General features: G+C 68.2%; 23 protein-coding genes. 9 read left to right on the top strand and 14 right to left on the bottom strand.

Features of this window, described 5'->3' with window-relative positions; all coding sequences use genetic code 11:
• Window positions 1-162: 162 nt before the first annotated feature.
• Window positions 163-1,275, top strand: a complete 1,113-nt coding sequence (locus DIZ26_RS38545; protein ID WP_269815373.1) for a FadR/GntR family transcriptional regulator — start codon at window positions 163-165, stop codon at window positions 1,273-1,275.
• Here the strand turns inward: DIZ26_RS38545 and DIZ26_RS04950 are convergent.
• Both DIZ26_RS04950 and DIZ26_RS04945 read right to left on the bottom strand, forming a co-directional pair.
• Window positions 1,254-1,847 (bottom strand): class I SAM-dependent methyltransferase, encoded by a 594-nt coding sequence (locus tag DIZ26_RS04950; protein ID WP_112238151.1) that lies wholly within the window; start codon window positions 1,845-1,847, stop codon window positions 1,254-1,256. The genes DIZ26_RS38545 and DIZ26_RS04950 overlap by 22 nt on opposite strands.
• Before the next feature lie 12 nt (window positions 1,848-1,859).
• A complete protein-coding gene (locus DIZ26_RS04945) occupies window positions 1,860-2,315 on the bottom strand; it encodes a DUF6069 family protein (RefSeq protein WP_157979584.1) in 456 nt (151 codons plus the stop codon).
• A gap of 164 nt (window positions 2,316-2,479) precedes the next feature.
• Here DIZ26_RS04945 and DIZ26_RS04940 point away from each other — a divergent pair, with 164 nt between their 5' ends.
• From DIZ26_RS04940 to DIZ26_RS04930, 3 genes are read left to right on the top strand one after another with little or no spacing between them, the layout of a single operon-like run.
• Window positions 2,480-3,676: a sensor histidine kinase gene (locus tag DIZ26_RS04940; protein ID WP_112238147.1), complete on the top strand. Its 1,197-nt coding sequence runs from the start codon at window positions 2,480-2,482 to the stop codon at window positions 3,674-3,676.
• On the top strand, window positions 3,673-4,326 hold the full coding sequence (locus DIZ26_RS04935) for a response regulator (RefSeq protein WP_198675899.1): 654 nt from the start codon (window positions 3,673-3,675) through the stop codon (window positions 4,324-4,326). Before DIZ26_RS04940 ends, DIZ26_RS04935 begins: the two co-directional genes overlap by 4 nt.
• A gap of 25 nt (window positions 4,327-4,351) precedes the next feature.
• On the top strand, window positions 4,352-5,017 hold the full coding sequence (locus tag DIZ26_RS04930; RefSeq protein WP_112238143.1) for a response regulator: 666 nt from the start codon (window positions 4,352-4,354) through the stop codon (window positions 5,015-5,017).
• A 1-nt stretch (window position 5,018) separates the two neighbouring features.
• Here the strand turns inward: DIZ26_RS04930 and DIZ26_RS04925 are convergent, their stop codons facing one another.
• The gene (locus DIZ26_RS04925; RefSeq protein WP_112238142.1) at window positions 5,019-5,633 is read right to left on the bottom strand and encodes an NAD(P)-dependent oxidoreductase; all 615 of its coding nucleotides are present in this window, start codon (window positions 5,631-5,633) and stop codon (window positions 5,019-5,021) included.
• Window positions 5,634-5,795: 162 nt separating this feature from the next.
• On the opposite strand from DIZ26_RS04925, the gene DIZ26_RS04920 reads away from it, so the two are divergent.
• The gene (locus tag DIZ26_RS04920) at window positions 5,796-6,224 is read left to right on the top strand and encodes an ATP-binding cassette domain-containing protein (RefSeq protein ID WP_232828149.1); all 429 of its coding nucleotides are present in this window, start codon (window positions 5,796-5,798) and stop codon (window positions 6,222-6,224) included.
• Here the strand turns inward: DIZ26_RS04920 and DIZ26_RS04915 are convergent.
• The 4 genes from DIZ26_RS04915 to DIZ26_RS04900 form a co-directional block, all read right to left on the bottom strand.
• A complete protein-coding gene (locus DIZ26_RS04915) occupies window positions 6,213-7,496 on the bottom strand; it encodes a glycoside hydrolase family 125 protein (RefSeq protein ID WP_112238591.1) in 1,284 nt (427 codons plus the stop codon). The two genes, DIZ26_RS04920 and DIZ26_RS04915, sit on opposite strands and share 12 nt — an antisense overlap.
• A gap of 7 nt (window positions 7,497-7,503) precedes the next feature.
• Window positions 7,504-8,835, bottom strand: coding sequence for an ROK family transcriptional regulator (locus DIZ26_RS04910; protein WP_232828148.1), 1,332 nt, complete (start codon window positions 8,833-8,835; stop codon window positions 7,504-7,506).
• A gap of 26 nt (window positions 8,836-8,861) precedes the next feature.
• Entirely contained in the window at window positions 8,862-10,445 is a 1,584-nt protein-coding gene (locus DIZ26_RS04905) for an alpha-amylase family protein (RefSeq protein WP_112238140.1), read from the bottom strand.
• Window positions 10,446-10,537: 92 nt separating this feature from the next.
• On the bottom strand, window positions 10,538-11,728 hold the full coding sequence (locus tag DIZ26_RS04900; protein WP_112238138.1) for a cysteine desulfurase-like protein: 1,191 nt from the start codon (window positions 11,726-11,728) through the stop codon (window positions 10,538-10,540).
• Between the two features lie 249 nt (window positions 11,729-11,977).
• Between DIZ26_RS04900 and DIZ26_RS04895 the strand changes: the two genes are divergently transcribed.
• On the top strand, window positions 11,978-12,952 hold the full coding sequence (locus DIZ26_RS04895; RefSeq protein WP_198675898.1) for a DMT family transporter: 975 nt from the start codon (window positions 11,978-11,980) through the stop codon (window positions 12,950-12,952).
• A gap of 3 nt (window positions 12,953-12,955) precedes the next feature.
• On the opposite strand, the gene DIZ26_RS04890 is transcribed toward DIZ26_RS04895, so the two are convergent.
• The 4 genes from DIZ26_RS04890 to def are packed head-to-tail and all read right to left on the bottom strand — an operon-like array spanning window position 12,956 to window position 16,862.
• Window positions 12,956-13,948, bottom strand: a complete 993-nt coding sequence (locus DIZ26_RS04890; protein WP_112238134.1) for a DMT family transporter — start codon at window positions 13,946-13,948, stop codon at window positions 12,956-12,958.
• Window positions 13,949-14,005: 57 nt separating this feature from the next.
• A complete protein-coding gene (locus tag DIZ26_RS04885) occupies window positions 14,006-15,397 on the bottom strand; it encodes an RsmB/NOP family class I SAM-dependent RNA methyltransferase (protein WP_112238133.1) in 1,392 nt (463 codons plus the stop codon).
• Window positions 15,394-16,323, bottom strand: coding sequence for a methionyl-tRNA formyltransferase (gene fmt, locus DIZ26_RS04880; protein WP_112238131.1), 930 nt, complete (start codon window positions 16,321-16,323; stop codon window positions 15,394-15,396). The genes DIZ26_RS04885 and fmt overlap by 4 nt, the downstream gene beginning before the upstream one ends.
• Window positions 16,320-16,862, bottom strand: coding sequence for a peptide deformylase (gene def / locus DIZ26_RS04875; RefSeq protein ID WP_112238129.1), 543 nt, complete (start codon window positions 16,860-16,862; stop codon window positions 16,320-16,322). Before def ends, fmt begins: the two co-directional genes overlap by 4 nt.
• A 221-nt stretch (window positions 16,863-17,083) precedes the next feature.
• Between def and DIZ26_RS37355 the strand changes: the two genes are divergently transcribed.
• Both DIZ26_RS37355 and DIZ26_RS04855 read left to right on the top strand, forming a co-directional pair.
• A complete protein-coding gene (locus DIZ26_RS37355) occupies window positions 17,084-18,502 on the top strand; it encodes a hypothetical protein (RefSeq protein WP_157979583.1) in 1,419 nt (472 codons plus the stop codon).
• Window positions 18,503-18,584: 82 nt separating this feature from the next.
• Window positions 18,585-19,763, top strand: coding sequence for a hypothetical protein (locus tag DIZ26_RS04855; protein WP_232828147.1), 1,179 nt, complete (start codon window positions 18,585-18,587; stop codon window positions 19,761-19,763).
• An 88-nt stretch (window positions 19,764-19,851) separates the two neighbouring features.
• On the opposite strand, the gene DIZ26_RS04850 is transcribed toward DIZ26_RS04855, so the two are convergent.
• Both DIZ26_RS04850 and DIZ26_RS04845 read right to left on the bottom strand, forming a co-directional pair.
• Window positions 19,852-20,475 carry an HAD family hydrolase gene (locus DIZ26_RS04850; RefSeq protein WP_112238121.1) on the bottom strand — a complete coding sequence of 208 codons (624 nt, stop codon included), beginning with the start codon at window positions 20,473-20,475 and terminating at the stop codon, window positions 19,852-19,854.
• 9 nt (window positions 20,476-20,484) lie between these two features.
• Window positions 20,485-21,489, bottom strand: coding sequence for an Lrp/AsnC family transcriptional regulator (locus tag DIZ26_RS04845; RefSeq protein WP_112238119.1), 1,005 nt, complete (start codon window positions 21,487-21,489; stop codon window positions 20,485-20,487).
• Window positions 21,490-21,618: 129 nt separating this feature from the next.
• Between DIZ26_RS04845 and DIZ26_RS04840 the strand changes: the two genes are divergently transcribed.
• Window positions 21,619-23,097, top strand: a complete 1,479-nt coding sequence (locus DIZ26_RS04840) for an MFS transporter (protein WP_112238117.1) — start codon at window positions 21,619-21,621, stop codon at window positions 23,095-23,097.
• Here DIZ26_RS04840 and DIZ26_RS04835 read toward each other — a convergent pair.
• Window positions 23,072-24,289: an MDR family MFS transporter gene (locus DIZ26_RS04835; protein ID WP_112238585.1), complete on the bottom strand. Its 1,218-nt coding sequence runs from the start codon at window positions 24,287-24,289 to the stop codon at window positions 23,072-23,074. The genes DIZ26_RS04840 and DIZ26_RS04835 overlap by 26 nt on opposite strands.
• Between the last annotated feature and the right edge of the window lie 67 nt (window positions 24,290-24,356).

Below are 24,356 nucleotides of genomic sequence, written 5' to 3'. Positions count from 1 at the left end.
TCGGACCACAGCATAACCTGTGGTCCGACCACACAGCTACACTCACCGGCATGAGGTCCAGCAGCAGGAACGGCGCGTACTACGAACACTTGCCGACCGGCACTGTCGAGCGGGTGCAGCTGTGAAGAAGTTGCCGACCGGCGCTGTCGGGCGGGTGCAGCTGTGAAGAACTACGAGTTGGTGTTGAGCCGGGTCGAGGCTGATCTCGCCGCTGGGCGGTTGCGGATCGGCGAGCGGCTGCCGGGAGAGCGGTCTCTGGCGGAGCAACTTGGGATCAGCCGACCGTCGGTGCGGGAAGCTGTGCGGGTGCTCGAGGCGATGGGGGTGGTGCGGACCGCCACCGGGTCGGGGCCGGAAGCCGGCGCCGTGATCGTCGCCGAGCCGGCCTCGCCGTTGACCGCGCTCCTACGGTTGCACCTGGCAACCAATCATCTGCCGATGGGCGACATCGTCCAGACCCGCGTCCTCCTCGAATCCTGGGCCGCCCGCCAGGCCGCCGAACGCCAAGCCGCCAGAAACCAAGACACCGCTAGGGCTGACGGTGGAGGCGAAGGCGGCGGGGTTGCTGGTGGTGGCGATGGCGGGATGAAGGTTGGCCGCCGCGAAAGCCGCGGGTCGGCGGGCGGCGAGCCCGGCGGCGGGCGCGAAAGCCGGGGTCTGGGCGTCGACGGGCGTGACAGCGGCGGGCGCGAAAGCCGGGGTCTGGGCGTCGGCGGGCGTGACGGCGGCGGGCGCGAAAGCCGGGGGCTGGGAGTCGGCGGGCGCGACGGCGGCGGGCGCGAAAGCCGGGGGCTGGGAGTCGGCGGGCGCGACGGCGGCGGGCGCGAAAGCCGGGGGCTGGCGGTCGGCGGGCGTGACGGCGGCGGGCGCGAAAGCGGCGGTGCGACGGCCGCTGTTGTTGGGGGTGGGGTGGTTGTGGTGGGCAACGATGGGGATGTGGCGGGGTTGGGGGTGGCTGAGGGGTTGTTGGATCGGATGGACGTGGCGGGGTTGTCGCCGGAGGAGTTTCATCTGCTGGATGCGGAATTTCATGTGGCGATGGCCGCATTGGCCGGGAACGTGTTGATCGCGGCGGTGATGTCGTCCTTGCGGACGGCCATCCACGGGTACGTGCTGGCGGCTGTGCCCAATCTGCCGGACTGGGATGCGACCGCAGTTGGACTCCGGGCCGAGCATCGCGCGATCATCGCGGCGATTCGAGCCGGCCGGCCCGACGAGGCCTCGAAACTTGTCGTCGACCATATCGAAGGGTTCTACCGCGCCGCCCGCCTCTGATCAGCAGCGTTGTGGGCGACGCCCGCGATGAAAGGCACCTGCAGAGGACCCGGACGGATGTAGCGGTCAAGGTCGACCGTGGCGAAGCCGGCGGAGCGGATCGCAGTACCGATGTCTCGGGTCGGGTCGCAGCCCTTGTCGAAGGTGCGACTGAAAGGTGCCGCCAAGCGTTGCAGGCGATACGTCCAGGTGCCTGGCGGCGCCGCGACATGCTCGAAGAAGACGAACCGGCCGCCCGGCCGGAGTACTCGCCGCACTTCGGCCAGGGCAGCACCGAGGTCGGACACCGAGCACAGCACCACTGTCGAGAGCACACCGTCAACGCTTGCCTCGGGCAACGGAATCCGCTCGGCGGGCGCGGCCAGGACCTGCCGTCTCCGGAGGTCATGAGCGGTTCGAAGCAGAGCGGCCCGGGTCCGGTCGTGCGGCTCCAGGCCGATCCACGAAACATTCGGTGACAGGTGGGCGAAGTTGGCACCGCGTCCGGCGCCGAGTTCGAGGACGGTCCCGCGCAAGCCGCCGATGAGTCGCGACTTCGCGGCGGCGTACTCGCTCCAGGCTGTCATCTCCATCCGACGTACTCCTCAGGCGCAGAGTTCCCGGGCGGTGAGGGCAGTCCGGCGAAGGCCGAGGATCACGATGGTGCCCACCACCAGGTGCAGGGAGGCGAGGGCGAGCTTCGCATCCACCCCGATGCCGTTGAGAAGCGGACTTCCCAGCGAGGTGATGCAGAAGATCGTCGCCACCAGGGTCCAGACGTTGCGGGCGTTCGGCGTACGGCGCTCGAGCACGGCCAGCAATCCCCAGCCGGCCAGGCTCGTCGCGAGCGTTGCGACAAAGACCGACACACCGTTGATGTGCATGACGGATCCTTGCCTGGCCTGCAGATCGATCCCGGCGGCCTGAGACAGAATGGCCCACCAGATCAGGGCGACGCCGACCGCGACGCCGACCACCGCAACCCTCCGACGGCCCTGCGCCCGGCGGGGTAGGCGGGTCTGGACAGCTGGCGCGGTTCGGCTGCTCTCGTTGATGCTCATCTCTGTGCCTTTCGCGACGATTAGGTTGCTGACTTCACCAACGATCAGGGAGAGCGCGAAACCTGGGCATCGGCCGTGTGGCTGGAGGCACATCCCCGAAGGTCGTAATGCCATCGACTTTGGTCGGTGGCGACGCTTGCCGATCGCCGCCTACTGTCGGCGGCATGGAGGACAGCTACGAGCCGACGCCGCCGAGGCCCAGCACCGGCAAAGCGGCGGACCAGTGCGAGGACCGGAGCTTCTGGAAGGGCGACCTTCTCTCCGTAAGTGCGATCGCTGTCCTGACAGGGACGACGATCCTCGGCCGGCACCAGGCGGGTTTCCGGACGCCGGGCTGGTTGAGCTTCGACATCGCCGTCGGCGTTGTTTCGTGTGGTCTGATCCTGTTGCTGCGCCGCCGCCCGATCCAAGCGGCTCTCGCCCTGGCCGCACTGGCCGCGCTCTCTCCCGCCGCCACCCCGCCCTCGACCGTCGGCACCTTGACGGTTGCCCAACGGCGCCCGCTTCGAGTGGCGGCCCTGGTGGCACTCGCGGGAACACTCGGTCACCTGGTCCAAGGCCTCTGGCGACCGATCCACGGGTTGAACCTGGCCTGGTACGTCGTCCTCGACGTGGCCGTCCACGCCGCTCTGCTCGGTTGGGGGCAGTGGACGCAGGCACGACGGGCGTTGCTGCATTCGCTGCGAGAACGCGCTCTCCGAGCCGAGAACGAACAGGGCCGCCGGGTGGCCGAGGCGCGGACTCTCGAGCGCACGAGGATGGCTCGGGAGATGCACGACGTACTGGCGCATCGGTTGTCGTTGCTCGCGACGTACGCCGGTGCGTTGGAGTACCGGCCGGACTCGTCGCCGGAGAAGCTGGCTCAGGCGGCCGGGGTGATCCGTTCTGGGGTCCATCAGGCACTGGACGAACTGCGCGAGGTGATCAGCGTCTTGCGTGACAGCGAGATCGAGGAGTTGCCGGGTGGGCGGCCGCAACCGACCTTCGGTGACCTGGCGGCGCTGGTGGACGAGTCGCGCGACGCGGGCACCGAGATCCGGTACGACGAGGCCGTCACCGCGCCAGAATCGTTGCCACCGGCAACCGGGCGTACGGCGTACCGGGTCGTGCAGGAAGGGCTCACGAATGCGCGGAAGCATGCGGCGGGGCGGCCGGTGACGGTGGTGGTGAAGGGTCGGCCGGGTGGGACGCTGCAGATCGAGTTGACCAACCCTCGCGGGAACGGCGTACCGCTGACGCCCGGCAGCGGTACGGGCCTGGTCGGGCTGACCGAGCGGGTGCAGTTGGCCGGCGGCACGCTGGATCACGGCGAGACCGGTGGCGGGTTCCGGCTGCACGCCTCGCTACCGTGGCCCGCATGAACGAGCTGATCAGGGTGCTGGTCGTGGACGACGACGCGTTGGTGCGGGCGAGTCTGGAGATGATGCTCGACGGCGCGAACGGGATCTCCGTGGTCGGTCAGGCGGCCGACGGCGACGAGGTACCGGCCGCGATCGACAAGCACTTTCCCGATCTGGTGCTGATGGATCTGCGGATGCCGCGGGTGGACGGGATCGTGGCGACGCGGCGGCTGCGGGCGCGGAAGAACCCGCCCGAGGTGGTCGTGCTGACGACCTTCGACACCGATGAGAACGTGCTGCACGCGTTGCGGGCCGGTGCCAGCGGGTTCTTGCTGAAGGACACTCCCCCGGCGCAGATCGTGGAGGCCGTACGCCGGGTTGCCGCGGGCGACCCGATTCTCTCGCCGGCGATCACCCGACGGCTGATGGACCGGGCCGCGACGGAAGCCGATGCGCACACGCGGGCGAGGGTGGCGCTGGAGAGGCTCAGTCCGCGCGAGTACGACGTGATGCTGGCTGTTGCCCAGGGCAAGGCGAATGCGGAGATCGCGACGGAGTTGTTCATGAGTGTGGCGACGGTGAAGGCGCACATCTCCCACATCCTCACGAAATTGGACCTGGGAAACCGCACTCAGGTAGCGCTGCTGGCGCATGACGCCGGTCTGGCCTGACCGGGGGATGGCTTAGCGTGGGCGCATGATTCGGGTGTTGCTGGCGGATGATCAGGCGTTGGTGCGGGCGGGGTTCCGGTCATTGCTGAATGCCGAGGACGACATCACGGTGATCGGCGAGGTCGCCGACGGTGCGGCGGCGGTGGAACTGGCACGTGCCGAGAAGCCCGACGTGGTGTTGATGGACATCCGGATGCCCGGCATGGACGGGCTGGAGGCGACGCGCGAGATCGGAGCGGATGGAGCGCTCTCTGACGTTCACGTGGTGATCCTGACGACGTTCGATCTGGACGAGTACGTGTTCGAGGCGTTGCGGGTCGGCGCGAGCGGGTTCCTGGTCAAGGACACCGAGCCGGTCGAGCTTCTGCAGGCCGTCCGGGTGGTTGCCCGCGGGGATGCGTTGCTCTCTCCTGGCGTGACCAAGCGACTGGTCGCCGAGTTCGCGACGCGGAGCCGTCAGCCGCACGCGAGCAAGGAACTCGACGTGCTGACCGAACGCGAGCGCGAGATCGTCGCGCTGGTCGGCGAAGGCTTGTCGAACGACGAGATCGCCGCTCGGCTGGTGCTGAGTCCGGCAACGGCCAAGACCCACGTCAGCCGCGCGATGGTGAAGCTCGGCGTACGCGATCGCGCCCAACTCGTCGTACTCGCCTATCAAACCGGCCTCGTCCGCCCCGGCTGGCTCGGCTGAGCTACTCGGCGAGCGTCGGGGAAGCGTGGCACCACTGACGCTTCTCGATCTCCTGGACGATGAATCGGGCGACGTCCGTCCGGGTCACCTGCCAGCCACCCATGGGAGTCTCGTTGTCCTGGACCCGGTACGTCCCGGTGGCCGGCCCGTCCTCCAGGCGGGTGGGCCGGACGAAGGACCAATCGACAGAACTCGATCGCACGATCGACTCCATCAACCGCATGTCGTCGTACGCCTCCTTCATCACGGTCCGGGCGAGCACGCGGTAGACGGGCTTGAAGTTCGGGTCGTCGTGCCGGACGCCGGCCGAGGTGATCGCGATCAACCGCGCGCCACCGGTCGCCTCGAGCGCCGGAACGAGTGCCCGCGCGGCGGCGGAGTACAGGCCCATGGCCTTGCGGCCGGACGGTCCGATCGCCGAGATCACGACGTCTTGCCCTTTCACCGCGGCTTCGACGGAGGCTGGATCCCGTAGGTCGGCGACGATCGACTCGACTCCTGGCAGCGGCACCGAGATCCGCATCGCCGCGCTCACCTGATGGCCGGCCGCCAGCGCCTCGTCGACCAGGCACCGCCCGGTCCGGCCGCCGGCCCCGAAAATGACCACTCTGCTCATGGTCCGCCTCCTGAAAACTCGAACACCGTTCGTCGGACGAACACTGTACGTCATCGCACTGGCGGCGGCATCGGACGGGAGGGCGGCTACTCCCCTGGCGGTATCCGCGGTGACTTCGCCGAGCCGACGCGGGAGCAGAGCTTCGGGCGGCAAGGTCGGGGTATGAGTGAAACTGACCCGGCGGTCGAGATCGCCGGCCTGACCAAACGCTCCGGCGACACCCTCACGGTCGACGGTGTCGATCTGCTCGCCCGGATCGGCTCGATGATCGAGTCGCCGGCGTTCTACCCGTACCTGTCCGGCTTCGACAACCTGCGCCTGCTGGCCGAGTACGCCGAAGTGCCGCGGACCCGGATCGACCAGGTGCTCGAGCTGGTCGACCTCACCGACGGCGCCCGCGACCGCTTCTCGACGTACTCGCCCGGGATGAAGCAGCGGCTCGGGGTGGCGGCCGCATTGCTCAAGGATCCCGAACTGGTGATCCTCGGGGCGCTCAAGACGATACTGACCCAGCATCCCGGCGGCGGCTCGCTGGGGGCCGGCCAGTCACCGGGATGGCCTCGGCCGACGAGACGTCACCTAGTCGGGTAGCCCGCGGCCGGCGTGGGCGAGGGCCAGTTCGCAGAACATGGCGTTCGCCCACGAGAACCATTCCCGCGTGTACTTCGACGGATCGTCGGTGTGGAACCCCTCGTGCATCTGGCCCGTGCCACCGGTGGTGTCGCGTAGGACCTCCAGCAGGTGCTGCCGCTCGTCGGCCGACGTACTGGTCAGACCCTGGACGGCGAGCGCGATCGGCCAGACGTAGTCCGGCGGGGTGTGCGGGCTTCCGATCCCGGCCGCGGCGGAACCCTTGTAGTAGTAGGGATTCTCGGGACTCAGCAACAGCTTCCGCGTCGCCAGGTACGCCGGGTCGTCGGCCGCCACGAAGCCGGACAACGGCGCGGACAGCAGGCTCGGCATGTTCGCGTCGTCCATCAGCAAGTGCGCACCGGCGCCGTCGACCTCGTACGCATAGACCCGGCCGAAAGTCGGGTGATCGACCATGCCGTGGCGTGCGATCCCGTCGTCGATAGCGGCCTTCAGCTCCGCTGCCTGGCCCGCCAGCGAATCGTCGTCCAGCACCTCGCGGGCGATCACCTGCAGATAGCCGAGCACGGCCGAGGCGAACATGTTCCCCGGCACGTTGAAGCCAAGCTCGGTAGCGTCGTCGCTGGGCCGGAAAGCGCTCCACGACATTCCCGTCGGCTGCGTCAAACGGCCGCGCCCGTCCCGGACCAACGTGTCCGAGGGCCGGTCGTCGTGGCGCTGGAACCGGTACTTCGAGTTCTGCTCGTGATCCTGCTCGACCCGCCACAACTCGAGCACCGCGGTCGCCGCCGCCGTGAACCGATGGTCGATGACCTCCTTGCGACCGGTGATCCGCCACAACCGGTAGGCCAGCTCGATCGGATAGCAGAGCGAGTCGATCTCGTACTTGCGTTCCCACACCCAAGGCGACATCTCGGTCTCGTCGGTGGTGTGCCCCGACCCGTCGGCGGCCCGGTTGAACGCGTTCGCGTACGGGTCGATGGCGATGTACTCCAGTTGCCGGTGCAGTACGCCGATCAGGACGTCCTGCAGATCCGGATCGTCGCCGCACAGCACCAGGTACGGGCGGAGCTGGGCCGCCGAGTCGCGCAACCACATCGCCGGGATGTCGCCGGTCAGCACGAAGGTGGTCCCGTCCGGCAGCCGCTCCGCGACGGCCGGCAGGTTCTGGGCCATCGAGCGCTCGAACATCTCCGCGATCACCGGGTCGCCGGTCGCCCGGCGGACCTCCTCGACGGCGCGGGCCAGAACGTCGCGATCGATACCGGTCATCAACACATCACCTTTCAGCAGATCCGAGCTCGACCGCCGGCGGATTCTCCGCCGGAGCCGGTCCGAGCAGCAACACCGAGGGGTTCGGCGAGAACGTGTGGTCGAGCACCAGGCTGGCCGCGCCGACGGCACCGACATCGGCGCCGAGCGCGGTGCCGGCGACGACGAACGGATGCACGGAGCGCACGAGAAAGCGCTCCACCAGCGCCGCCCGGACGAACTCGTCGAAGAACGGCGCGAGCTGGTCCCAGTGCGGGCCGCCGAAGACGACGCGCTCCAGGTCGAGCAGGTTCGCGATGTCCTCGACCACCTTGGCGATCCGGCCGGCCAGCGCCGTGACGATGTCACGCGCCGACCCGAACCCGGCGGCCGCCTGCGAGCACAGCTCGGCGAAGGCGGCGTCGACGGCGTGCCGATCGTCCAGATCGATGCCTTGGGCAAGTACTCCGGCCTGCATCGCCTGCTGGACCAGGTACCGGGGCTGGCTGGTCTCGCCGACGCACCCGCGGCGGCCGCAGTAGCAGAGCGGGCCGTCCGGGTCGACGATGACATGGCCGATCTCGCCGACGTTGCTGGACGAGCCACGGACCACCTCGTCCCCGATCACCAGGCCGGCGCCGACGCCGGTGCCGAGATAGAAGAACACGAAGCTGCCGCGGCCGTTCGGCCCACCGGCCCACTTCTCGGCGGATGCGGCGGCCGTGACGTCCTTGTCCAGCAGGACCGGCAGCCCGGTCTGCTCGCGCAGGGCGTCGCGGAGCGGAACCAGGTGCCAGGCGGACAGGTTCGGCGGATCGACCACCACGCCCCGATCGACGTCGATCGGACCGGGCGCTGCGATCCCGACCCCGACGACGCGGTCCCGCGGTGCGCCGGCGGCCGTGATGACCTCTTCGACACTGGCGGCGATACCGGCGATGAGGACGTCCGGGTCGTCGGTGGTCGCCGGTGTCTCGGACCGGCGGCGTGCGACCACCTGGCCGGTCAGGTCGAGCACGACCACGGTGACGACGGCCGGATCCAGGTGCACGCCGACGGCGTACTGGCCGGTGGGTTCGAGTTCGAGCAGGGTGCGCGGCTTGCCGAGGCCGGCGCTTTTCTGCCGGCCGGCTTCGCGGACCAGGCCGGCGTCCAGCAGCCGGCGGGTGATGTTGGAGATGGCTTGACCGGACAGACCGGTGGCCGCGGCGATCTCGACCCGGCTGAGGCGTTGGTCGGCGCGGCGGATCGCGTCGAGCACCACGGTGTCGTTGAAGCCGCCGACCCGATCCAGGTTCGTACCCCGGCGAACTACGGCCGGAGGCTGTTCGGCGTTCACCACTCCCCCTGTCTCTTCCATCGGGTCGAGCCTCGCACTACGGCACCTCAGCCCGAGGTCGGGTCCGCGCCCCACGGCTGGGACCAGTCGTAGCGGACCTCGTCACCGCCGGCGCGCCAGAGGTTCGGCGTCGTGTTGACCAGCCAGTCCAGCGGCTCGATCCCGCCCCGCGCCGCGTCTCCACCGCTGAGCGCCAACCGTATACCGTCGCTCAGCTCGCGATCCGTCCGCTCCGTCCTCGCGGCCGGGTCGACGGAAACGAAGAGAGCGCTTCCTGAGCGCGCTATCAGATCCAGGAACTGGCGGTTCTGTTCCCAAGGCGTCTGCGGCGTACAGGGCACGCAGTCGGCGTCGAGGGTGAAGAACCGGTTGTGCTGCGGCAGCCGGAAAGCGAGTGAGTTGACCCCCATCTTGCGGGTCCGCTCCCAGTCGCGCCCGGACGTGTCGTCCCCAGTTCGCTGGATGTCGACGAGGCCCGCCGCCAGGTGACCGACGGTGTTGCAGCCGATCAGTACTACGTCTCCCGCAGCCGCGCGGAGCTCGCGATAGAACGCGAGCACGATCTCGGCCGTAGTACGGGTGGTGTCGTGCAGTTGCCAGCCGTCGTCGGTCAGGCGCGCGCCCATCGCCGGTCCGAACCGGCCGAAGACGTCGTACGTGCTGAAGTCGTGTTTGACCAGTTCGTAGCCCCAGTCCCGAAAGCGCTGCAGGTCCGCGCGCACGAGGTCGAGGACTTCCGGGTACGACGGGTCGAGCGCGCGCCCGAAGCCGTCGTTCTGGCCCTGGCGACCCCACAGACCGCTCTCACGGGACAGCAACGGGCGGAACCAGAGCCCCGGCCGGGCGCCGAGTTGTTTGATCGCGGCGGCAGTGCCGGCCATGTCGTCGAAGATCCCCGCGATACCGCTCTCCCACGGTCCGCCCGAACCGTTGCCGCCCGGGTTCCAGCCGTCGTCGACCACGGAGAACGGCTTGACCGGATGCCCGTCGGCCAGTTCGACAACGGTCGCCGCGTCCTGCAGCACAGCCTCCTCGTCGAAACCCTCGCCGTAGGCGTAGTACCAGTTGTTCGCCCCGACTACCGGCACGGGCTCAGGTCGCGCCGGTAGCCGGGAACTCATGGTCTCCACCGCGGCCTGCAACGTCAGCCACGGCGTACCGGCGTCCTCGAATGACCGGACTTCGGCGGCAACGAGGGAACGGCCGCCGAGCCGGGTCGGCCCGCCGCCATTGCGAAGGTCGAGCCAGAGCGTGATGCCGGCGGGGTCCGCGGTCCACGAGCAGAAGGCGCCGGGATGGACGTCGACGCCCATGCCGGTGGTGGCGCCGGTACGACGGTCGTGAGCCAGCCAGTACCACGGGAGCAGGCGCTCGGGCTGGAGGTGGCGCCACTGGAGATCGCCGTACGAGCGCTCCCAGGCGTCTCCGAGTACGAGCACGTCAGGCGAGAGCCGCTGCTCCCAGCGCAGCGCGACCCGCGAGATCTCGCGGATCGCGCTCACAACGATCTCCGGGGCGTTCCAGTTGACCTCGATACCGGCCGCGGTCCAGGTCTGGTCGGTACTGCGGGAAGCCTCCGCGAGGGAGTCGCCGGGCGTTGCCTGGACGAACACCTTGGCCGGTTCGTTCACTCCGCGGGCTCCTCCAGATCGGGTTCCGGAAGCCAGCCGAGCAGCGCGGACCGACTTACCCCATTGACTTTAGTTATTAACTTCCGAGGCAGTCAAGAGACCAGCCGGGTGACGCCTTCGACCAACCGGTCGAGGTCGGATTCGTTCGTGTAAGGAGCGAGACCGGCCCGTACTGCGCCGGTGTCGCCGAGACCTAGGTGCCGGGACGCCTCCACCGCGTAGAAGGATCCGGCCGGCGCGTTGACGCCCTCTTCGGCGAGCCGGGCGGCGACCGATCGTGAGTCATGGCCGGCGACGGAGAAGAGCAACGTCGGCGTACGGCGTTGCGCGTGGCCGTAGAGAGTGACGCCTTCGATCGCCGCCAGCCGGGATTCGAGGTCGTCGCGCAGCTTGTCCTCGTACAGTTCGAGCAACGCCAGAGAACTCAGCAAACGCTCTCTGCGGTTCTCCCCCGTTCCGCCGAGACCGGCCAGGAAGTCAACGGCCGCAGTGGTTCCGGCGAGCAGCTCGTAGGGCAAGGTGCCGAACTCGAACCGCTCCGGTACCACATCCGTTGCCGGAAGCAACTTGTCCGGCCGGAGCCCGTCGAGCAGCGCCGGTGCGGCCGAGAGCACCCCGCAGTGCGGCCCGAAGAACTTGTACGGCGAGCACGCGTAGAAGTCGGCGAAGGATGCGTCCACCGGGGCGTGCGGCGTCAGGTGGACGCCGTCGACGTACACGAGCGCGCCGGACGCGTGCACAAGGTCAGCGATGGCGGGGAGATCCGGGCGGGTGCCGATCAGGTTGGAGGCACCGGTGACGGCGACAAGCCGGGTGCCGTCCGAAAGCAGCGGTTCGAGGTCATCGAGTTCCGAGGTCGCCGGGTCGAAGGCCAGCCAGCGAGCGGTCGCGCCGACAGCCTCCGCTGCCTGCACCCAGGGCCGGATGTTCGCATCGTGGTCCAGCCGGGTCACGACGACCTCGTCCCCCGGTCCCCAGTTCTTGGCCAGGGTGCGGGCGAAGTCGTAGGTCAACTGCGTCATGCTCCGGCCGAAGACGATGCCTCCGGGGTCGGTACCGAGGAGGTCCGCCATCGCCTGGCGGGCGCCGAGAACGATGCCGTCGGCACGCCGCTCGGCCGCCGTCAATTGGCCCCGGTTGGCGAGCGCGGACACCATCGTCGTCGCCACCGCATCCGCGACCACCTGCGGTGTCTGCGACCCACCCGGCCCGTCGAAATGAGCCGCCCCTTCACTCAGCGCAGGAAACTGCTTACGTACCGACTCCACCTCGAAGACACCCATACCGCCCATCCTCACCACCCAACCCAAACCCCCGCCACCCCACCCGCGCGCGCCTCCCCTCGATGGGCTCCACTCCTTCTCGTGGGGTTACCCCATCGCTATAGCAGTGGGGCAACCCCACAACGAGGAGTGAACCCCACGAACAAGCGCCGGGTAGGGCGGGGGGCGGAGGTTGGGTCGGCGGTGGGGTGTTGCCCGATTGTGGGCAGGATGGGGAAATTGTCGGCGGGATGCTGCAGGATGTCAGGAGTGAGCACTGAGACGACTCCTGACATGCCGCCGCTTCGTTCCTGGCTTCCGACCATGCTCTTGCTGGCCGCGATCTGGGGCTGCAGCTTCCTGTTCATCTCCGTCGGAGTCCGCGAACTCCATCCGCTGTATCTCGCGCTCGGCCGGGTGCTGGCCGGCGCTGCGGTCCTGCTCGTCATCCTGGCGATCAAGCGCGAGTCGTTGCCGCGCGAACCGAAGATCTGGGCGCACACCTTCGTGATGGGCGCGATCGGCTCCGCACTGCCCTGGACCCTGTTCGGGTACGGCGAGCAGCGGGTCCCGTCGCTCCTGGCCGGCATCTGGAACGGCATCACCCCGCTGGTGGTGCTGCCCGTCGCGGTCCTGGTCTTCCGGACCGAGAAGTTCAACGCCCAGCGAGCGATCGGCCTGGTGCTCGGATTCATCGGCATGCTGGTCGTGCTCGGCGCCTGGCAGCTGCACGGCGGCGCCGATCTCACCGGCCAGCTCCTGTGCATGGCCGCCGCCTGCTCGTACGGCGTGGCCATTCCGTACCAGAAGCGGTTCATTGCCGGCAGCAAGTTGTCCGGTACCGCGTTGTCGGCGAGCTTGTTGCTCTGCGCAACTGTCCAGCTCGCGATCGTGGCGCCGATCGTGACCGGGCACGCCCCGCCGATGCCCTGGACGCTCTCACTCAAGACCGTCGCCAGCGTGATCGCCCTGGGCGCTCTCGGAAGCGGGATCGCCTTCGTGCTGAACCTGCGGGTGATCCGGCTGGTCGGCGCGAGCGTGACCTCGATGGTCACCTACGTGATGCCGATCTTCGCCATCATCGTCGGCGTCCTGGTGCTGGACGAACACCTCACCTGGTACCAGCCGGTCGGTGCCCTGGTCGTTCTGTTCGGCGTCGCGGTCTCCCAAGGCGTCCTGAGCCCGGGCCGCTGGGCCCGCAAGCCGAAGGTCCCGGCCGAGTCGACGGCCGCTCCGGTGCCGTGAGGCTCAGTTCTTCCTGAGGTTGGGAATCGCGGCGACGACCACGGCGACGAGAGCCAGCAGCGTTCCGGCGACGACCGGGAAGGTGACGGCCTGGTCCGACGCCGGTACGAAGAGGTCGATCAGCAGGCTGGCGATCAGCTGGCCTGCGATCGTGCCGAGACCGAGCACGAAGACGCCGACCACCCGGACGACGGCGGCCGCGGAGCTGATGAAGATCACGCCGCACGCGCCACCGAAGTACAGCCAAGGCTCGGTGGGCAGGCTGCGGGGTGCGCCGCGGAAGACCAGGTCGATCAGCAGGACGATCACCAGCGCTGCAGTGCCGGCCAAGAAGTTGATGAAGCCGGCAGCGAGCGCGCCGTACGCGTCCTTTGATGCAGTGCGCGCCACCCGGCCGTTGATCGCTTGCTGTACTGCAGTGCCGATACCGCCGAGTGCAGGCAGTACTGCGATCAGTAGGCCGGACGGGTGGTTCAACCGGTCCGAGACGGCGAGCACCACTGCGACTAGTGCAAGCACAGCGCCCACTACTCGCAGCGTCGTGTACGGCTGAGGTCCTGCCGGCCCGAAGCCGAGTCGGTCGACCACCAAGCTACTGACGGCTTGTCCGGCGACTACGGCCACAGTGAACACCGCTACGCCGATCACCGACACAGTGATGGACTGGGTGGCCACCAGGAACGCGCCCGCCACTCCCCCGATGCACTGCCACCAGCGGAGCTGGCCCTGCTCACCGGAGCTCGTCCTGATGGTCCGCCAGACGTTGCCGAGAGACGTACGGATCCGCCGGATCAGCAGGCAGGCGACCAACAGGATCAGCAGGCCGGAGACGAACGAGATGAGTGCAGCCGGTATGCCGTCGCCGAGCCTGCTGCCGAGCTCACCGTTGATGCGCGACTGCACTGCGACGAGCATGCCGATCCCGAAGGCCGCCGCGAGCCCGACGACCTGACTCTGTCGAGTGCTGAGGGCAGGGCGGGATTCGGTGATCGTCACGACACCATCATGACCGTTACTGCCCACGCACCTGACAGGTGGTCCGCAGACTGATCCTCACGTACGGCGGATCAGCGCGAGGTACATCGCGTCGGTGCCGTGCAGATGCGGCCACAGCTGCACATCCGGCCCACCGCCGAGCGACGGCACACCCGGGAACAGCTCCCGCGCATCCTCGACGACCGCGTCACTCCGGCTGTCCAGTACGGCGTCCACGACTGCCCGGGTCTCGGCGTGGTGCGGCGAGCACGTCACGTACGCCACCAGACCGCCCGGTCGCACCGAGGTGATCGCTGACGACAGCAGAGCCTCCTGCAGCGGCTGCAGCTCGGCGATGTCGTCCGGCGTACGGCGCCAGCGCGCTTCCGGGCGGCGGCGCAGTGCCCCAAGCCCACTGCACGGTACGTCGGCCAGCACCCGGTCGTACCACCCAGCAGGCCACGTCGGCTTCGTCCCGTCTCCCACCAGCACCTGGTGATCGCCGGGGATCGCGCGAAGGTTGGATCGCACCAGCTCGGCACGGTGCTTCTGCGGCTCGACAGCAGTGAGCAGTGCGTCCTTCTGGTTGGCGAGCGCGGCCAGTAGCGCCGACTTGCCTCCAGGACCGGCACAGAGGTCGAGCCAGCGAGCATCGTCGCCCTCCAGTGGCGCAGTGGCCAGCGCAGTAGCGACCAGCTGCGACCCCTCGTCCTGCACACCCGCACGACCGGTCGCCACGGCGCCGATCCGTCCTGGATCACCACCACCTTGCAGCACAGCGCCGTACTGCGACCAGCGGGTGCGGGTCGCGCCAGCCTCGATCAGCTCGTCCAGCTCCGCCAGGCCGGGACGAGCGACCAGTGTGACGCGCGGCGGGTCGTTGTCGGCGTCGAGGAGGTCAACCAGGTCACGCTCGAGGCCTCGCACCCCCAGCGCGTCATCGAAGGCCTCGATCACCCAGCGCGGGTGCGCCTTGGCGATCGCGAGATAGCCGTACTCGTCGGCCTCGGGCGCGGGCGCGATCGTGGTGATCCACTGGTCGAGCGTGCGCTGGCTGACCTTCCGCAGTACGGCGTTGACGAGGCCGCTGCGGCTCTGACCGGCTTCGGCGCGGGTGAGCGTGACCATCTCGTTGACGGCCGCGTACGAGTCGACGCGCATCCGGAGCAACTGGTGAGTGCCGAGGCGGAGGAGGTCGAGCAGGTTCGCGTCCAGTTCGGGGAGCGGGCGCGACACGCAGCGCGCGAGCACCGCGTCGTACGTGCCCTGCCAGCGCAGCGTGCCGTGCACGAGCTCGGTGCAGAACGCGGCGTCGCGGCCGCTCATCCGCTGGTCGCGCAGCGCCTTGTTGAGGACGAGGTTGGCGTACCCGTCCTCGGCTGTGACCTGGCGGATCACCCGGTAGGCGAGCTGGCGGACCTGGTCCGGACGGCGTTGCGGGGCGCGGTTGCGGGGACTGCGGTCGCTCACTCGGAGCCCAGACGGTCTTCGTCGACGATCCGTACGCCGCGGGCCCAATCGGCCGCGGCCATCGGTTTCTTGCCCTGCGGCTGGACCGTGACGAGTTCGAGCGCCTTACTGCCGGTGCCGACCAGCACCGAGGACTTGGTGGCGCGGATCTCGCCGGGCTTCAGTTCCTCGTCGGTGGCGTTGACCTCGAGCACCTTGAGACGCTCGCCGCGGAAGGTGGTCCACGCTCCAGGCGACGGGTTGCAGCCGCGCACGAGGCGGTCCACTCGCTGCGCGGGCGCGGCCAGGTCCAGCTCGGCGTCCTCGACGGTGATCTTCGGCGCGAGGGTGATCCCGTCGGTCGGCTGCTCGCGCGCTTCGAGGATGCCGGCCTCGATTCCGTCGAGGGTGTCGACGAGCAACTTGGCGCCGGAAACGGACAGCCTGGTGAGCAGATCGCCGGCGGTGTCCTTCGGGCCGATGCGTTCGGTCAGTACGCCGTACACGGGTCCGGCGTCGAGCGCCTTCACGATCCGGAAGGTACTCGCCCCGGTCACATCGTCGCCGGAGATGATCGACTGCTGGACCGGTGCGGCACCACGCCAGGCGGGCAGCACGGAGAAGTGGAGGTTGATCCAGCCGTGCGGCGGGATGTCGAGCGCGGCCTGCGGAAGCAAACCGCCGTACGCGACGACCGGGCAGCAGTCTGGAGCGATCTCGGTGAGCCGGGCGAGGAACTCGGGGTCGCTTGGCTTGACCGGCTTGAGGATCTCGATGCCGCCGAGCTCCTCGGCGTACTGCGCGACCGGGGACGCGACCAGCTTGCGGCCGCGACCCGCCGGCGCGTCGGGACGGGTCACGACGGCGACCAGTTCGTGGCTGCTGGCAACAATGGCCTTCAGCGCGGTGACCGACACCTCGGGGGTGCCGGCGAAGACGACTCTCACAGACCGAATCCGTTCGTCGGGTGCGGCGAGACCTTGAGCGGCGGCGGAGCACCGAACCACTCGGCCTCGCGGATCGCCCGCATCGCGGCCTTGCGGGTCTCGGTGTCCAGCCGGTCGACGAACAGTACGCCGTCGAGGTGGTCGGTCTCGTGCTGGATACAACGGGCGAGCAGGTCGGAGCCTTCGATCACCACCGGTTCGCCGTACATGTTGAAGCCCTTGGCGATCACGTTCAGCGCACGACGGCAGTCGAACGTGAGGCCGGGGATCGACAGGCAGCCCTCCGGACCGAACTGGTCCTCGGTCGACAGGCTCAGCTCGGGGTTGACCAGGTGGCCGAGCTCACCCTCGACGAAGTACGTGAACACGCGCAGGCCGACACCGATCTGCGGGGCAGCGAGGCCGGAGCCGGGCGCGGCCTGCATGGTGTCGGTGAGGTCGGCGACCAGCCGGCGCAACTCGGCGTCGAAGTCGACGACAGGGTCGGCCTTGGTGATCAGCACGGGATCGCCGAACAAACGGATGGGTTGGACCGACACACAAACTCCACAACAGTCACAGAAAGGTGGGACCGAAACAGTCTAGTGCGGTGATGAGGGGCTGACGGCAGCTGGATGCGGTGGTTCGGAGTGGCTGGTGCTCCTGTGTTCGCTGGGTTGGGTGAGGCTGGTGGGGGTGTTGATTGTTGCTGTGAGCACGTACTGTGGTCTCAGGCGTACCTACAGTCACTACAGTCACACACGCCCAACGGGAGACCACCATGCCCACAGCGACACGGGGGGCAGCAGCACTGATCCTCCTCGGCGCCCTGCTCGCGCAGGCGCCGCTGGCCGGAACCGCCGCCGCATATCAACCGCGCGATCCTGCCTACCGCTCCGCCGACACACCGTCCGTGCAGCCGTCGCTGGCTCCGGCCAGTGCACCCACCAGTACGCCGAGCGCCGTAGCGACAGACACGCCGACGATGCCGCCGGGACCGGACCCGACCGCCGTCGACGACCAGCCCGTGGTCGCGCACTCTTGGAGCGAACTGGCGCAGGAGGTGCAGCAGACCTCGCCCAACGACCAGATGCTCCGAGTCAGCACCACCGAGCAGGCCGCTCAGGTGATGCGCTGCTTCAAGCTGGACGAGGAGAACTACTGCCTCGGGCTCGGGTTCGTCGACAAGGTGCCGAGCGGCGCGCAGCTCAGCGCGGCCGTGGCGGAGTCGGCGGCTGATGACGCACTGAGCAGCAGGACGAGCAACTCGGCCGCCGGCGAGGGCGAGGTGGCAGGCGTGGGCGGCGTGCAGCAGGACATCGCGACGGGTGATCAGTCGCCTGCGGGGTTCGTCACCGAGCGGGCCGCGATGCCGAAGGCTCTCCGGATCGCCGCCGAACTCGAGGAGATGCAGACCGCCTGGGAAGGCCGCGACAAGGCCCGCTCCCTGCGCCTGATGAACACCTCCTCGACCGCGAACGGGACACCTGGAACGACGTCGACTCCACCCAGCGTGCCCAGCACACCTGGTACGCCTGGCACGCCTGGCACACCTGGTACGCCGGGTGCACCCGGGGCGACGCCGAGCACGCCTGAGCCGACGCGGTCGACGCCTTCGGCACCGAGTACGCCGGTCGTGAGCAAGCCGCTGCCGAGTTCGGCGTACATCATGAAGGGCTTCGAGGTCTCGCAGGAGAAGGGTTACTGGTGCGGGCCGGCGACGTTCCAGTCGATCGACTGGGCGGACGACAAGCAGAAGGACACCCAGGCGTCGTGGGCGAAGGATCTCGGCTCGACCAGCTCGGGCACCGGGATCTCGTCGATGGTCCAGCAGACCAACCTGAAGACGAAGTGGGACATTGCCGCAGGCACCTACATCGTGCAGAACGTCAGTGGCTGGAACTCGCAGAAGTTCCTCGCCGTCCACCAGAAGCACCTGGGCGACGCCGCGCCCGCGCCGGTGATCGAGCACGTGCAACTGCTCAAGCGGTACTTCCCGTATCTCGCTTTCAACCACAGCGGCCACTACCAGGTCGGCCGCGGCTACGACATGAAGAACGGCACCATCGGCATCTTCGAGGTCTTCAACGAACGTCGCTTCAACAGCCGCGGCAACACCACCAACGGACCGAAGAACATCCCCGCCTCCGCGATGTTCAACGCCACCCTCGCCAACTCCTTCAAGAACATCGGTCTCTGATCCAGTGCACCTGAACACACCCCGCCAAGACCCGTTCACCACAAACCCCTTGGACAGCACGCCACTTGCCAGGAATCGGTTGGTGTCGTCCGCGGCAGTCGGCGTGGTCGCGCTCGCGTTGGCACTCAGCGCATGCTCGTCCTCACCGGAGAGCGCTCCCTCGCAAAGCCCGACCGGTACTACGACCAGCACGCCGGGCGCCACTCAATCGCCGACTGAGCCTCCGACGCCCGGCTCCACCCCAAGCACGCCCGGCAGCTCGGGCAAACCTGGTGGGCCGCCGACCTGGACCAAGCTGCTCAAGCAACCGGTGGACGGGCAGCATGTGGTGACCGCGCTCCCGAAGTACCTCGTCACGCGTGGCAGCGACGAAGCCGGAACCACGACCATCACCGATCGCGCGAACCGGCGGGTCGTCGTCCGCCACGTACCGCCGGCCGGATTCGTCGCCCAGTCACCGGTGGTGATCGATGAACGGTGGGCACTGATCGAAGAGATCCGCTCGGACGGCCCTTCCCCGGAGATTCGCGCTTACCGCTACGACCTCACCTCCGGCGCGAGAACGGATCTGGCCAAGCAGAGAGCGCTCCCCCGGATCTCCGAACCAGAGATCGGCGCGTACGACGGTGTATTCGCCTACAGCTCGACCGACAGCAGCAACCGCTCGTGCCTGATCGTCGCCGAACTGGCGTCACTGAAATCCCGATCCGTGACGTGCGTTGCCGACCCGGGTTATGTGGCGGATCCCGTCGTGTCGGCCGACTCCGTCACGTTCAGCCAGATCACCGCGCCGTCGACTCCGCAACGCTGCAAGCGGCTCTTCACCGCCGCGCTCTCAGGCGGCCCTGCCCGGCCGATCGCGGCAGCCAAGAACTGCATCCAGTGGAGCGGGGCCTCGTTGCGTGGAGCAACCATCTGGTCGGAGGTGGGCGCCGCAGACCCGGACCAGTACCAGAGCAAGGCTTATCTCCGCACCGGCGCGGACAGTCCGACCCAGTCGCTCGGCCAGATCGTCACCGGCACGATTGTTGCTTGCGGCAACTGGATCCACTGGGAAGTCCGGACCGTCACGAACGGCGCCGAGTCCTTCCAACTCCAGCGCTGGCAGCCTGGCATCATCCGTCCGCAACGGATCTACGCCACCCCACCCGACACGGCCCTGACCGCACCCACTTGCCAGCACAACACCCTCATCCTCGAAGCCGCCCACCTGGGGGCCGGCGCGAAGTACACAGAAGCACTCCAGGTGACCACCGCCTGACCTAGCCAACCAGCCGGAGATCGCGCTCTCTGGAGTATCTGCGCAGATCAGCCGCGCCGGCACGAAGTACAGGCGAATGGCCGGTGGGTCAGGGCTTGAGCGGGAGGCCGCGGTTTCTGAGGTGCTGGCGGAGGGTGGCAGCGTCGGTGAAGAGTTCGGCATCGATTCCTACCGCGCGGGCGCCGTCGACGTTGGTCTGGACGTCGTCGGTGTAGAACGTACGCGCCGGATCGAGGTCGAACCGGTCCAGCAGGATCCGGTAGATCTTCTCCTCCGGCTTCGTCGTCAGCTCCACACCCGACACGACCTCGCCGTCGAACCCCGCAAGAATCGGGAACGCCTCCTTCGCGATCTCCCACTTCTCGTCGGAGAAGTTCGTCAGCGCGTAGTTCGGAATCCCCAGCCCGCGGATCTCGGTGACCAACTCGGCGGTATCCTCGAAAACACCGTTGACCATCTTCAGCCAGCCCTTGTCGTACGCCTCGATCCACTCGGCGTGCTCCGGGTGCAGCGACGAGAGCTCGGCAACTGCCTCGGACCAACTGCGTCCGGCATCCTGCTGCCTGTTCCACTCGCTGGTGGCGACGTTGGCCAGGAAGTGTTGCCGCTGGGCGGCATCGGGGATCAGTTCGCCGTACAGGTAGTCCGGACTCCAGTCCAGCAACACCCCACCGATGTCGAACACGACAACGTCCACCCTCTGCTCGCTCATGCCGCAACCCTACGAAACCGTTGTCCGCTCCCGCACAGACCGGGTCACGAACGGAGCAGCAGACTTCACCGTGCGCAGGATCGGAGCGGTCTCCAGCGCACGGATCGACTCGTACGCCGGTAGCCGGCGAACCAGATACTCATGGAGCGCGGCCGGGTCCGGGACCAGCGCGAGCCCCACCAAGTTGGTCTGTCCGGTCGTCGCGGCGACGAAGGCGAGTTCGTCGTGCTGGGCGAGCGCTGTCGCGACAGCGTCCAGGTGAGCGGGTGCGACGGACATCCAGAGCATCGCGCTGGTGGTGGCGCCGAGGACGGCCGGGTTCACATCGACGTCGAAGAAGATCGCACCGCTGGCCTGCAGTTCTGCGAGCCGCCGCCCGACCGTCACCGCGGACCAGCCCGTCGCCTCCGCAAGCTCCGCCAGACTCATCCGGCCGTCACGACCCAGCGCCGCCAAGAGAGCGCTGTCTGAGTCCAGAACGGCGGCACCCTCTCGGCTGCTGACGACCGGCCCTCGTATCTCGGACCGGGTCGGGGTGAGGGCTTCTTGCTGGGTTGGGGTCAGGGTGCTGGACTGGGCGCGCCAGGAGGTCGGGCCACCGAGGTACGTGTGCAGCAGATAATGAGCCGAGAGTGCCGTGATTCCCGACGTGCGCGGGATGTCGTGCAGCAGAAGCGAGTTGGCATCGCCCGGCGCCGGGTGGATGACCGCGACGATCTCCGTACCTCCGGACGCCAGCTTCACCCAGGACGTGTCAGACCGCCGAGCCAACGCCTGCGCCAGATCCTGAGCCGCCCGCGGAGCCGCCGTCAATCGCGCTAACCACTGGGATTGACCGGAGTGTCGCGGATCGGCCAATCCTGCGACCCGGAGTCCGGCCGCTGCCATCAGCCGTCGGTATCTGCGTGCGACGGTCTGCGTCGAGACCCCCAGCACGGCTCCGATCCGACTGAAGGGAGCGCGCCCGTCGATGCGCAGCGCGTGAACCAGGCCACGATCGATCTCATCCAGCATGTGAACATCCTCGCTCAGATGGCTCGCCTGTGGAACATATCTGCAGATCAGCTACAACTAATGGAACCTCTGAATAGGTCTCCTGCAAGCTCCTGCTCAAGCCGCATCCGGCGGCCTTCGGGAGGACTGATGACACAGGTGCAGGCAGGCGAGCAGCCGACAGTGGCGGGCGCCGGGGACGCGTACAAGTGGCGGTGGTTGGTGTTGGGGGTGTTGCTCGTTGCCGAGGCGATGAATCTGCTGGACGCGACGATCGTGCAAGTCGCGGCGCCTGTCATCCACGCGGAGCTGGGTGGGCGGGCTTCGGACATCCAGTGGTTCAGTGCGGCGTACACCTTGCCGTTCGCGGCGTTGCTGATCACCGGCGGACGGCTGGGCGACATCGCCGGGCGCAAGCGAGTCTTCCGGATCGGAGTTGCCGGCTTCCTGGTGACATCGGTCTGTTGCGCGTTGGCGCCGGACCCCGGCGTGCTGATCGCCGCGAGAGCGCTCCAGGGTGCGGCTGCCGCGTTGGTCATTCCGCAGACGATCGGACTGATCCGCGCGATGTTCGACGCGGACGAACTGCCCAAGGCCCTCGGCAGCATCGGCCCCGTGATGGGTCTGGCCGGCATCTGCGGACCGCTGCTCGGCGGCCTACTGACTCACGCGGACCTGTTCGGCAGTTCTTGGCGTCCGGTGTTCGCGGTGAACCTTCCACTCGGCCTGGTGGTCCTGCTGGCCACTCCCCTGATGCGCGAGGACCGGTCGGCCCGTCGACCGCAGCTGGATCTGACAGGGAGCGCTCTCCTGGTTGCTGGTTCTGCTCTCGCCATCGATCCGCTGATCCAGGGTGAGAACTGGATCTGTCTCCCCATCGGCTTGGTCGTCCTCGCAGTCTGCTTCCTGCAGCAGCGGAGTCGTCGGCATGGGCGCGCGATCCTGGTCGAGACCAGTCTGTTCGAGAATCGCGGGTTCGCGCCCGCACTACTGACGTCGACGCTGTTCTTCGCGATGACGACCGGGGTGACGCTGGTCGTCGTACTCCAGCTGCAACTCGGTCTTCACTTCGACGTACTGCGGACCAGCCTCACCTTGTTGCCCTGGTCGGCGGCGAGTGGCGTCGCGTCCTGGTTCGCCGGGGCCGTACTCGTTCCGCGGTACGGGTCGAAGACCATGTTCGCCGGGATCGTGGCGATTCTCGCCGGACTCCTGGGAACTGTTGCTGCGTACAACAACTCGCGAACCGATTGGCCGCTATACGTCCCCCTCGGCGTTTGCGGGCTCGGAGTCGGGTTGTTCGCCACCCCGTTCTTCACCACCGCCCTGCATCGGGTTCGACCACACGAAACCGGGTCGGCCGCCGGGCTGCTGAACGCCGTACAGCAGTTCGGAGGAACGGTAGGGATCGCTCTCCTCGGCACGATCTTCCTCCATACGCTTCGCAGCCGAACCCCGGCAAGCGCGGCAGAGATCGCTCTCGCGGTCGCAATCGCCCTCACGCTCGCAACCGCGGCGTCGGCGGCGTTCATGAACCCACGCACGCCCAACTCTTCATCGACCCCGCCGGCCGTCGATCAAACCCGCCCGGCGAAAGGGTTCGTCAGGCTGCTTCGGCGAGGGCGTTGAGTTCGGCTCGGTGGTGGAGGGCGGGGGCCAGGGCTAGTTGGCCGATGTAGAGGATGACGCCCAGGACCGCGCAGGCCAGCCAGGTGGCGGTGGGGCCGGCGTGTTCGAGGGCGTTGGTGCCGAGGAGGGGGCCGATGACGCTGCCGAGGCCGAAGGACATGCTGCCGGCCAGACCCATGTAGCCGCCGCGCAGGTCCACCGGGGCGAGGTCGGCGAAGACCGCGCCGATCACCGCGGCGAAGCCGATCTCGCCGATCGTCCAGACCACCACCGACAGCCCGTACCCCCACCAGCTGTGCACGATCGCGCCCAGCCCGAAGCCAAGTCCGACGATCAACATCGAGCTGGCGAGCAGCTTCGGCCGGTCGAAGGTGGCCAGCCGCCGGTTCACGAAGGGCTGGACGACGACGATCACCACGCCGTTCAACGCAATCACCAGCCCGTACGTCGAACTGCTGAGGTGGTCCCCCGCCATCGCCAGCGGAAGCGTCGAGTACCCCTGGAAGTAGATGGTCGCGTACCCGATCTGGAGCAGGATCATCAGCAAGAACGTCGTGTCACGCAATGCCACCGGCAGCAACGGCCGTCGCGAGTCGCCGGAGCTCACCGGCCTGGTCTCCGGCACCATCCGCCAGATCACGAGTGCCGCGACGACCGAAGTACCGGCGTTGATCCAGAACAGCAGGCTGTAGCCGACGCTCGCCAGGACACCGGCGCTGACCGTCGAGACCGAGAAGCCGAGATTGATCGCCCAGAACAGCAGCCCGTACGCACGGACGCGCTCCTTGGGCTGCAGCAGGTCGGCGACTGTCGCGGAGACGGCGGGACGGAACATGTCTCCCAGCAGGCCGACCACGAACGCAGCCGCCCAGATCGTTCCCATCGACCGGGCCGAACCGAGCAGGATCAGCGCTGCCGCCGTACCGAGGAAGCCGATCAGCATCGTGCGGCGCCGTCCGAAGCGGTCGGAAACCCAGCCGCCGACGAGTTGGGAGATCACCGAGCCGCCGCCGACCGCCGCGGCTACGGCACCCGCCGTACCGGCGGAGAGGTGGCGGTCCTGGGTCAGGTAGAGCACGAGGAACGGCTGGACGAAGCTGCCGAGGCGGTTGACCAACTGGCAGACCCAGAGCGCCCAGAACGCCCGGGGAAGGCGGGGAGCGTTCTCTGGCACGGCGACGGTCTCACTCATGGGACCACTCTCGGTTGCTTCGGCGGTGCTGTCGAACATTAGGCAGAGGACTAATCGACGAGATCGG

This window comes from Kribbella monticola, from assembly GCF_003261635.1.
Lineage (GTDB): Bacteria > Actinomycetota > Actinomycetes > Propionibacteriales > Kribbellaceae > Kribbella > Kribbella monticola.
The sequence above is the reverse complement of the archived record's forward strand: the minus strand, read 5'-3'. Positions and strand labels throughout refer to the sequence as shown.

Bases quoted from the DNA above. Each gene is read 5' to 3' on its own strand.
- DIZ26_RS04950 (WP_112238151.1), bottom strand. From the start codon at position 1,847: ATGGAGATGACAGCCTGGAGCGAGTACGCCGCCGCGAAGTCGCGACTC.
- DIZ26_RS04945 (WP_157979584.1), bottom strand. From the start codon at position 2,315: ATGAGCATCAACGAGAGCAGCCGAACCGCGCCAGCTGTCCAGACCCGC.
- DIZ26_RS04940 (WP_112238147.1), top strand. From the start codon at position 2,480: ATGGAGGACAGCTACGAGCCGACGCCGCCGAGGCCCAGCACCGGCAAA.
- DIZ26_RS04935 (WP_198675899.1), top strand. From the start codon at position 3,673: ATGAACGAGCTGATCAGGGTGCTGGTCGTGGACGACGACGCGTTGGTG.
- DIZ26_RS04930 (WP_112238143.1), top strand. From the start codon at position 4,352: ATGATTCGGGTGTTGCTGGCGGATGATCAGGCGTTGGTGCGGGCGGGG.
- DIZ26_RS04925 (WP_112238142.1), bottom strand. From the start codon at position 5,633: ATGAGCAGAGTGGTCATTTTCGGGGCCGGCGGCCGGACCGGGCGGTGC.
- DIZ26_RS04920 (WP_232828149.1), top strand. From the start codon at position 5,796: ATGAGTGAAACTGACCCGGCGGTCGAGATCGCCGGCCTGACCAAACGC.
- DIZ26_RS04915 (WP_112238591.1), bottom strand. From the start codon at position 7,496: ATGACCGGTATCGATCGCGACGTTCTGGCCCGCGCCGTCGAGGAGGTC.
- DIZ26_RS04910 (WP_232828148.1), bottom strand. From the start codon at position 8,835: ATGGAAGAGACAGGGGGAGTGGTGAACGCCGAACAGCCTCCGGCCGTA.
- DIZ26_RS04900 (WP_112238138.1), bottom strand. From the start codon at position 11,728: ATGGGTGTCTTCGAGGTGGAGTCGGTACGTAAGCAGTTTCCTGCGCTG.
- DIZ26_RS37355 (WP_157979583.1), top strand. From the start codon at position 17,084: ATGCCCACAGCGACACGGGGGGCAGCAGCACTGATCCTCCTCGGCGCC.
- DIZ26_RS04850 (WP_112238121.1), bottom strand. From the start codon at position 20,475: ATGAGCGAGCAGAGGGTGGACGTTGTCGTGTTCGACATCGGTGGGGTG.
- DIZ26_RS04845 (WP_112238119.1), bottom strand. From the start codon at position 21,489: ATGCTGGATGAGATCGATCGTGGCCTGGTTCACGCGCTGCGCATCGAC.
- DIZ26_RS04840 (WP_112238117.1), top strand. From the start codon at position 21,619: ATGACACAGGTGCAGGCAGGCGAGCAGCCGACAGTGGCGGGCGCCGGG.
- DIZ26_RS04835 (WP_112238585.1), bottom strand. From the start codon at position 24,289: ATGAGTGAGACCGTCGCCGTGCCAGAGAACGCTCCCCGCCTTCCCCGG.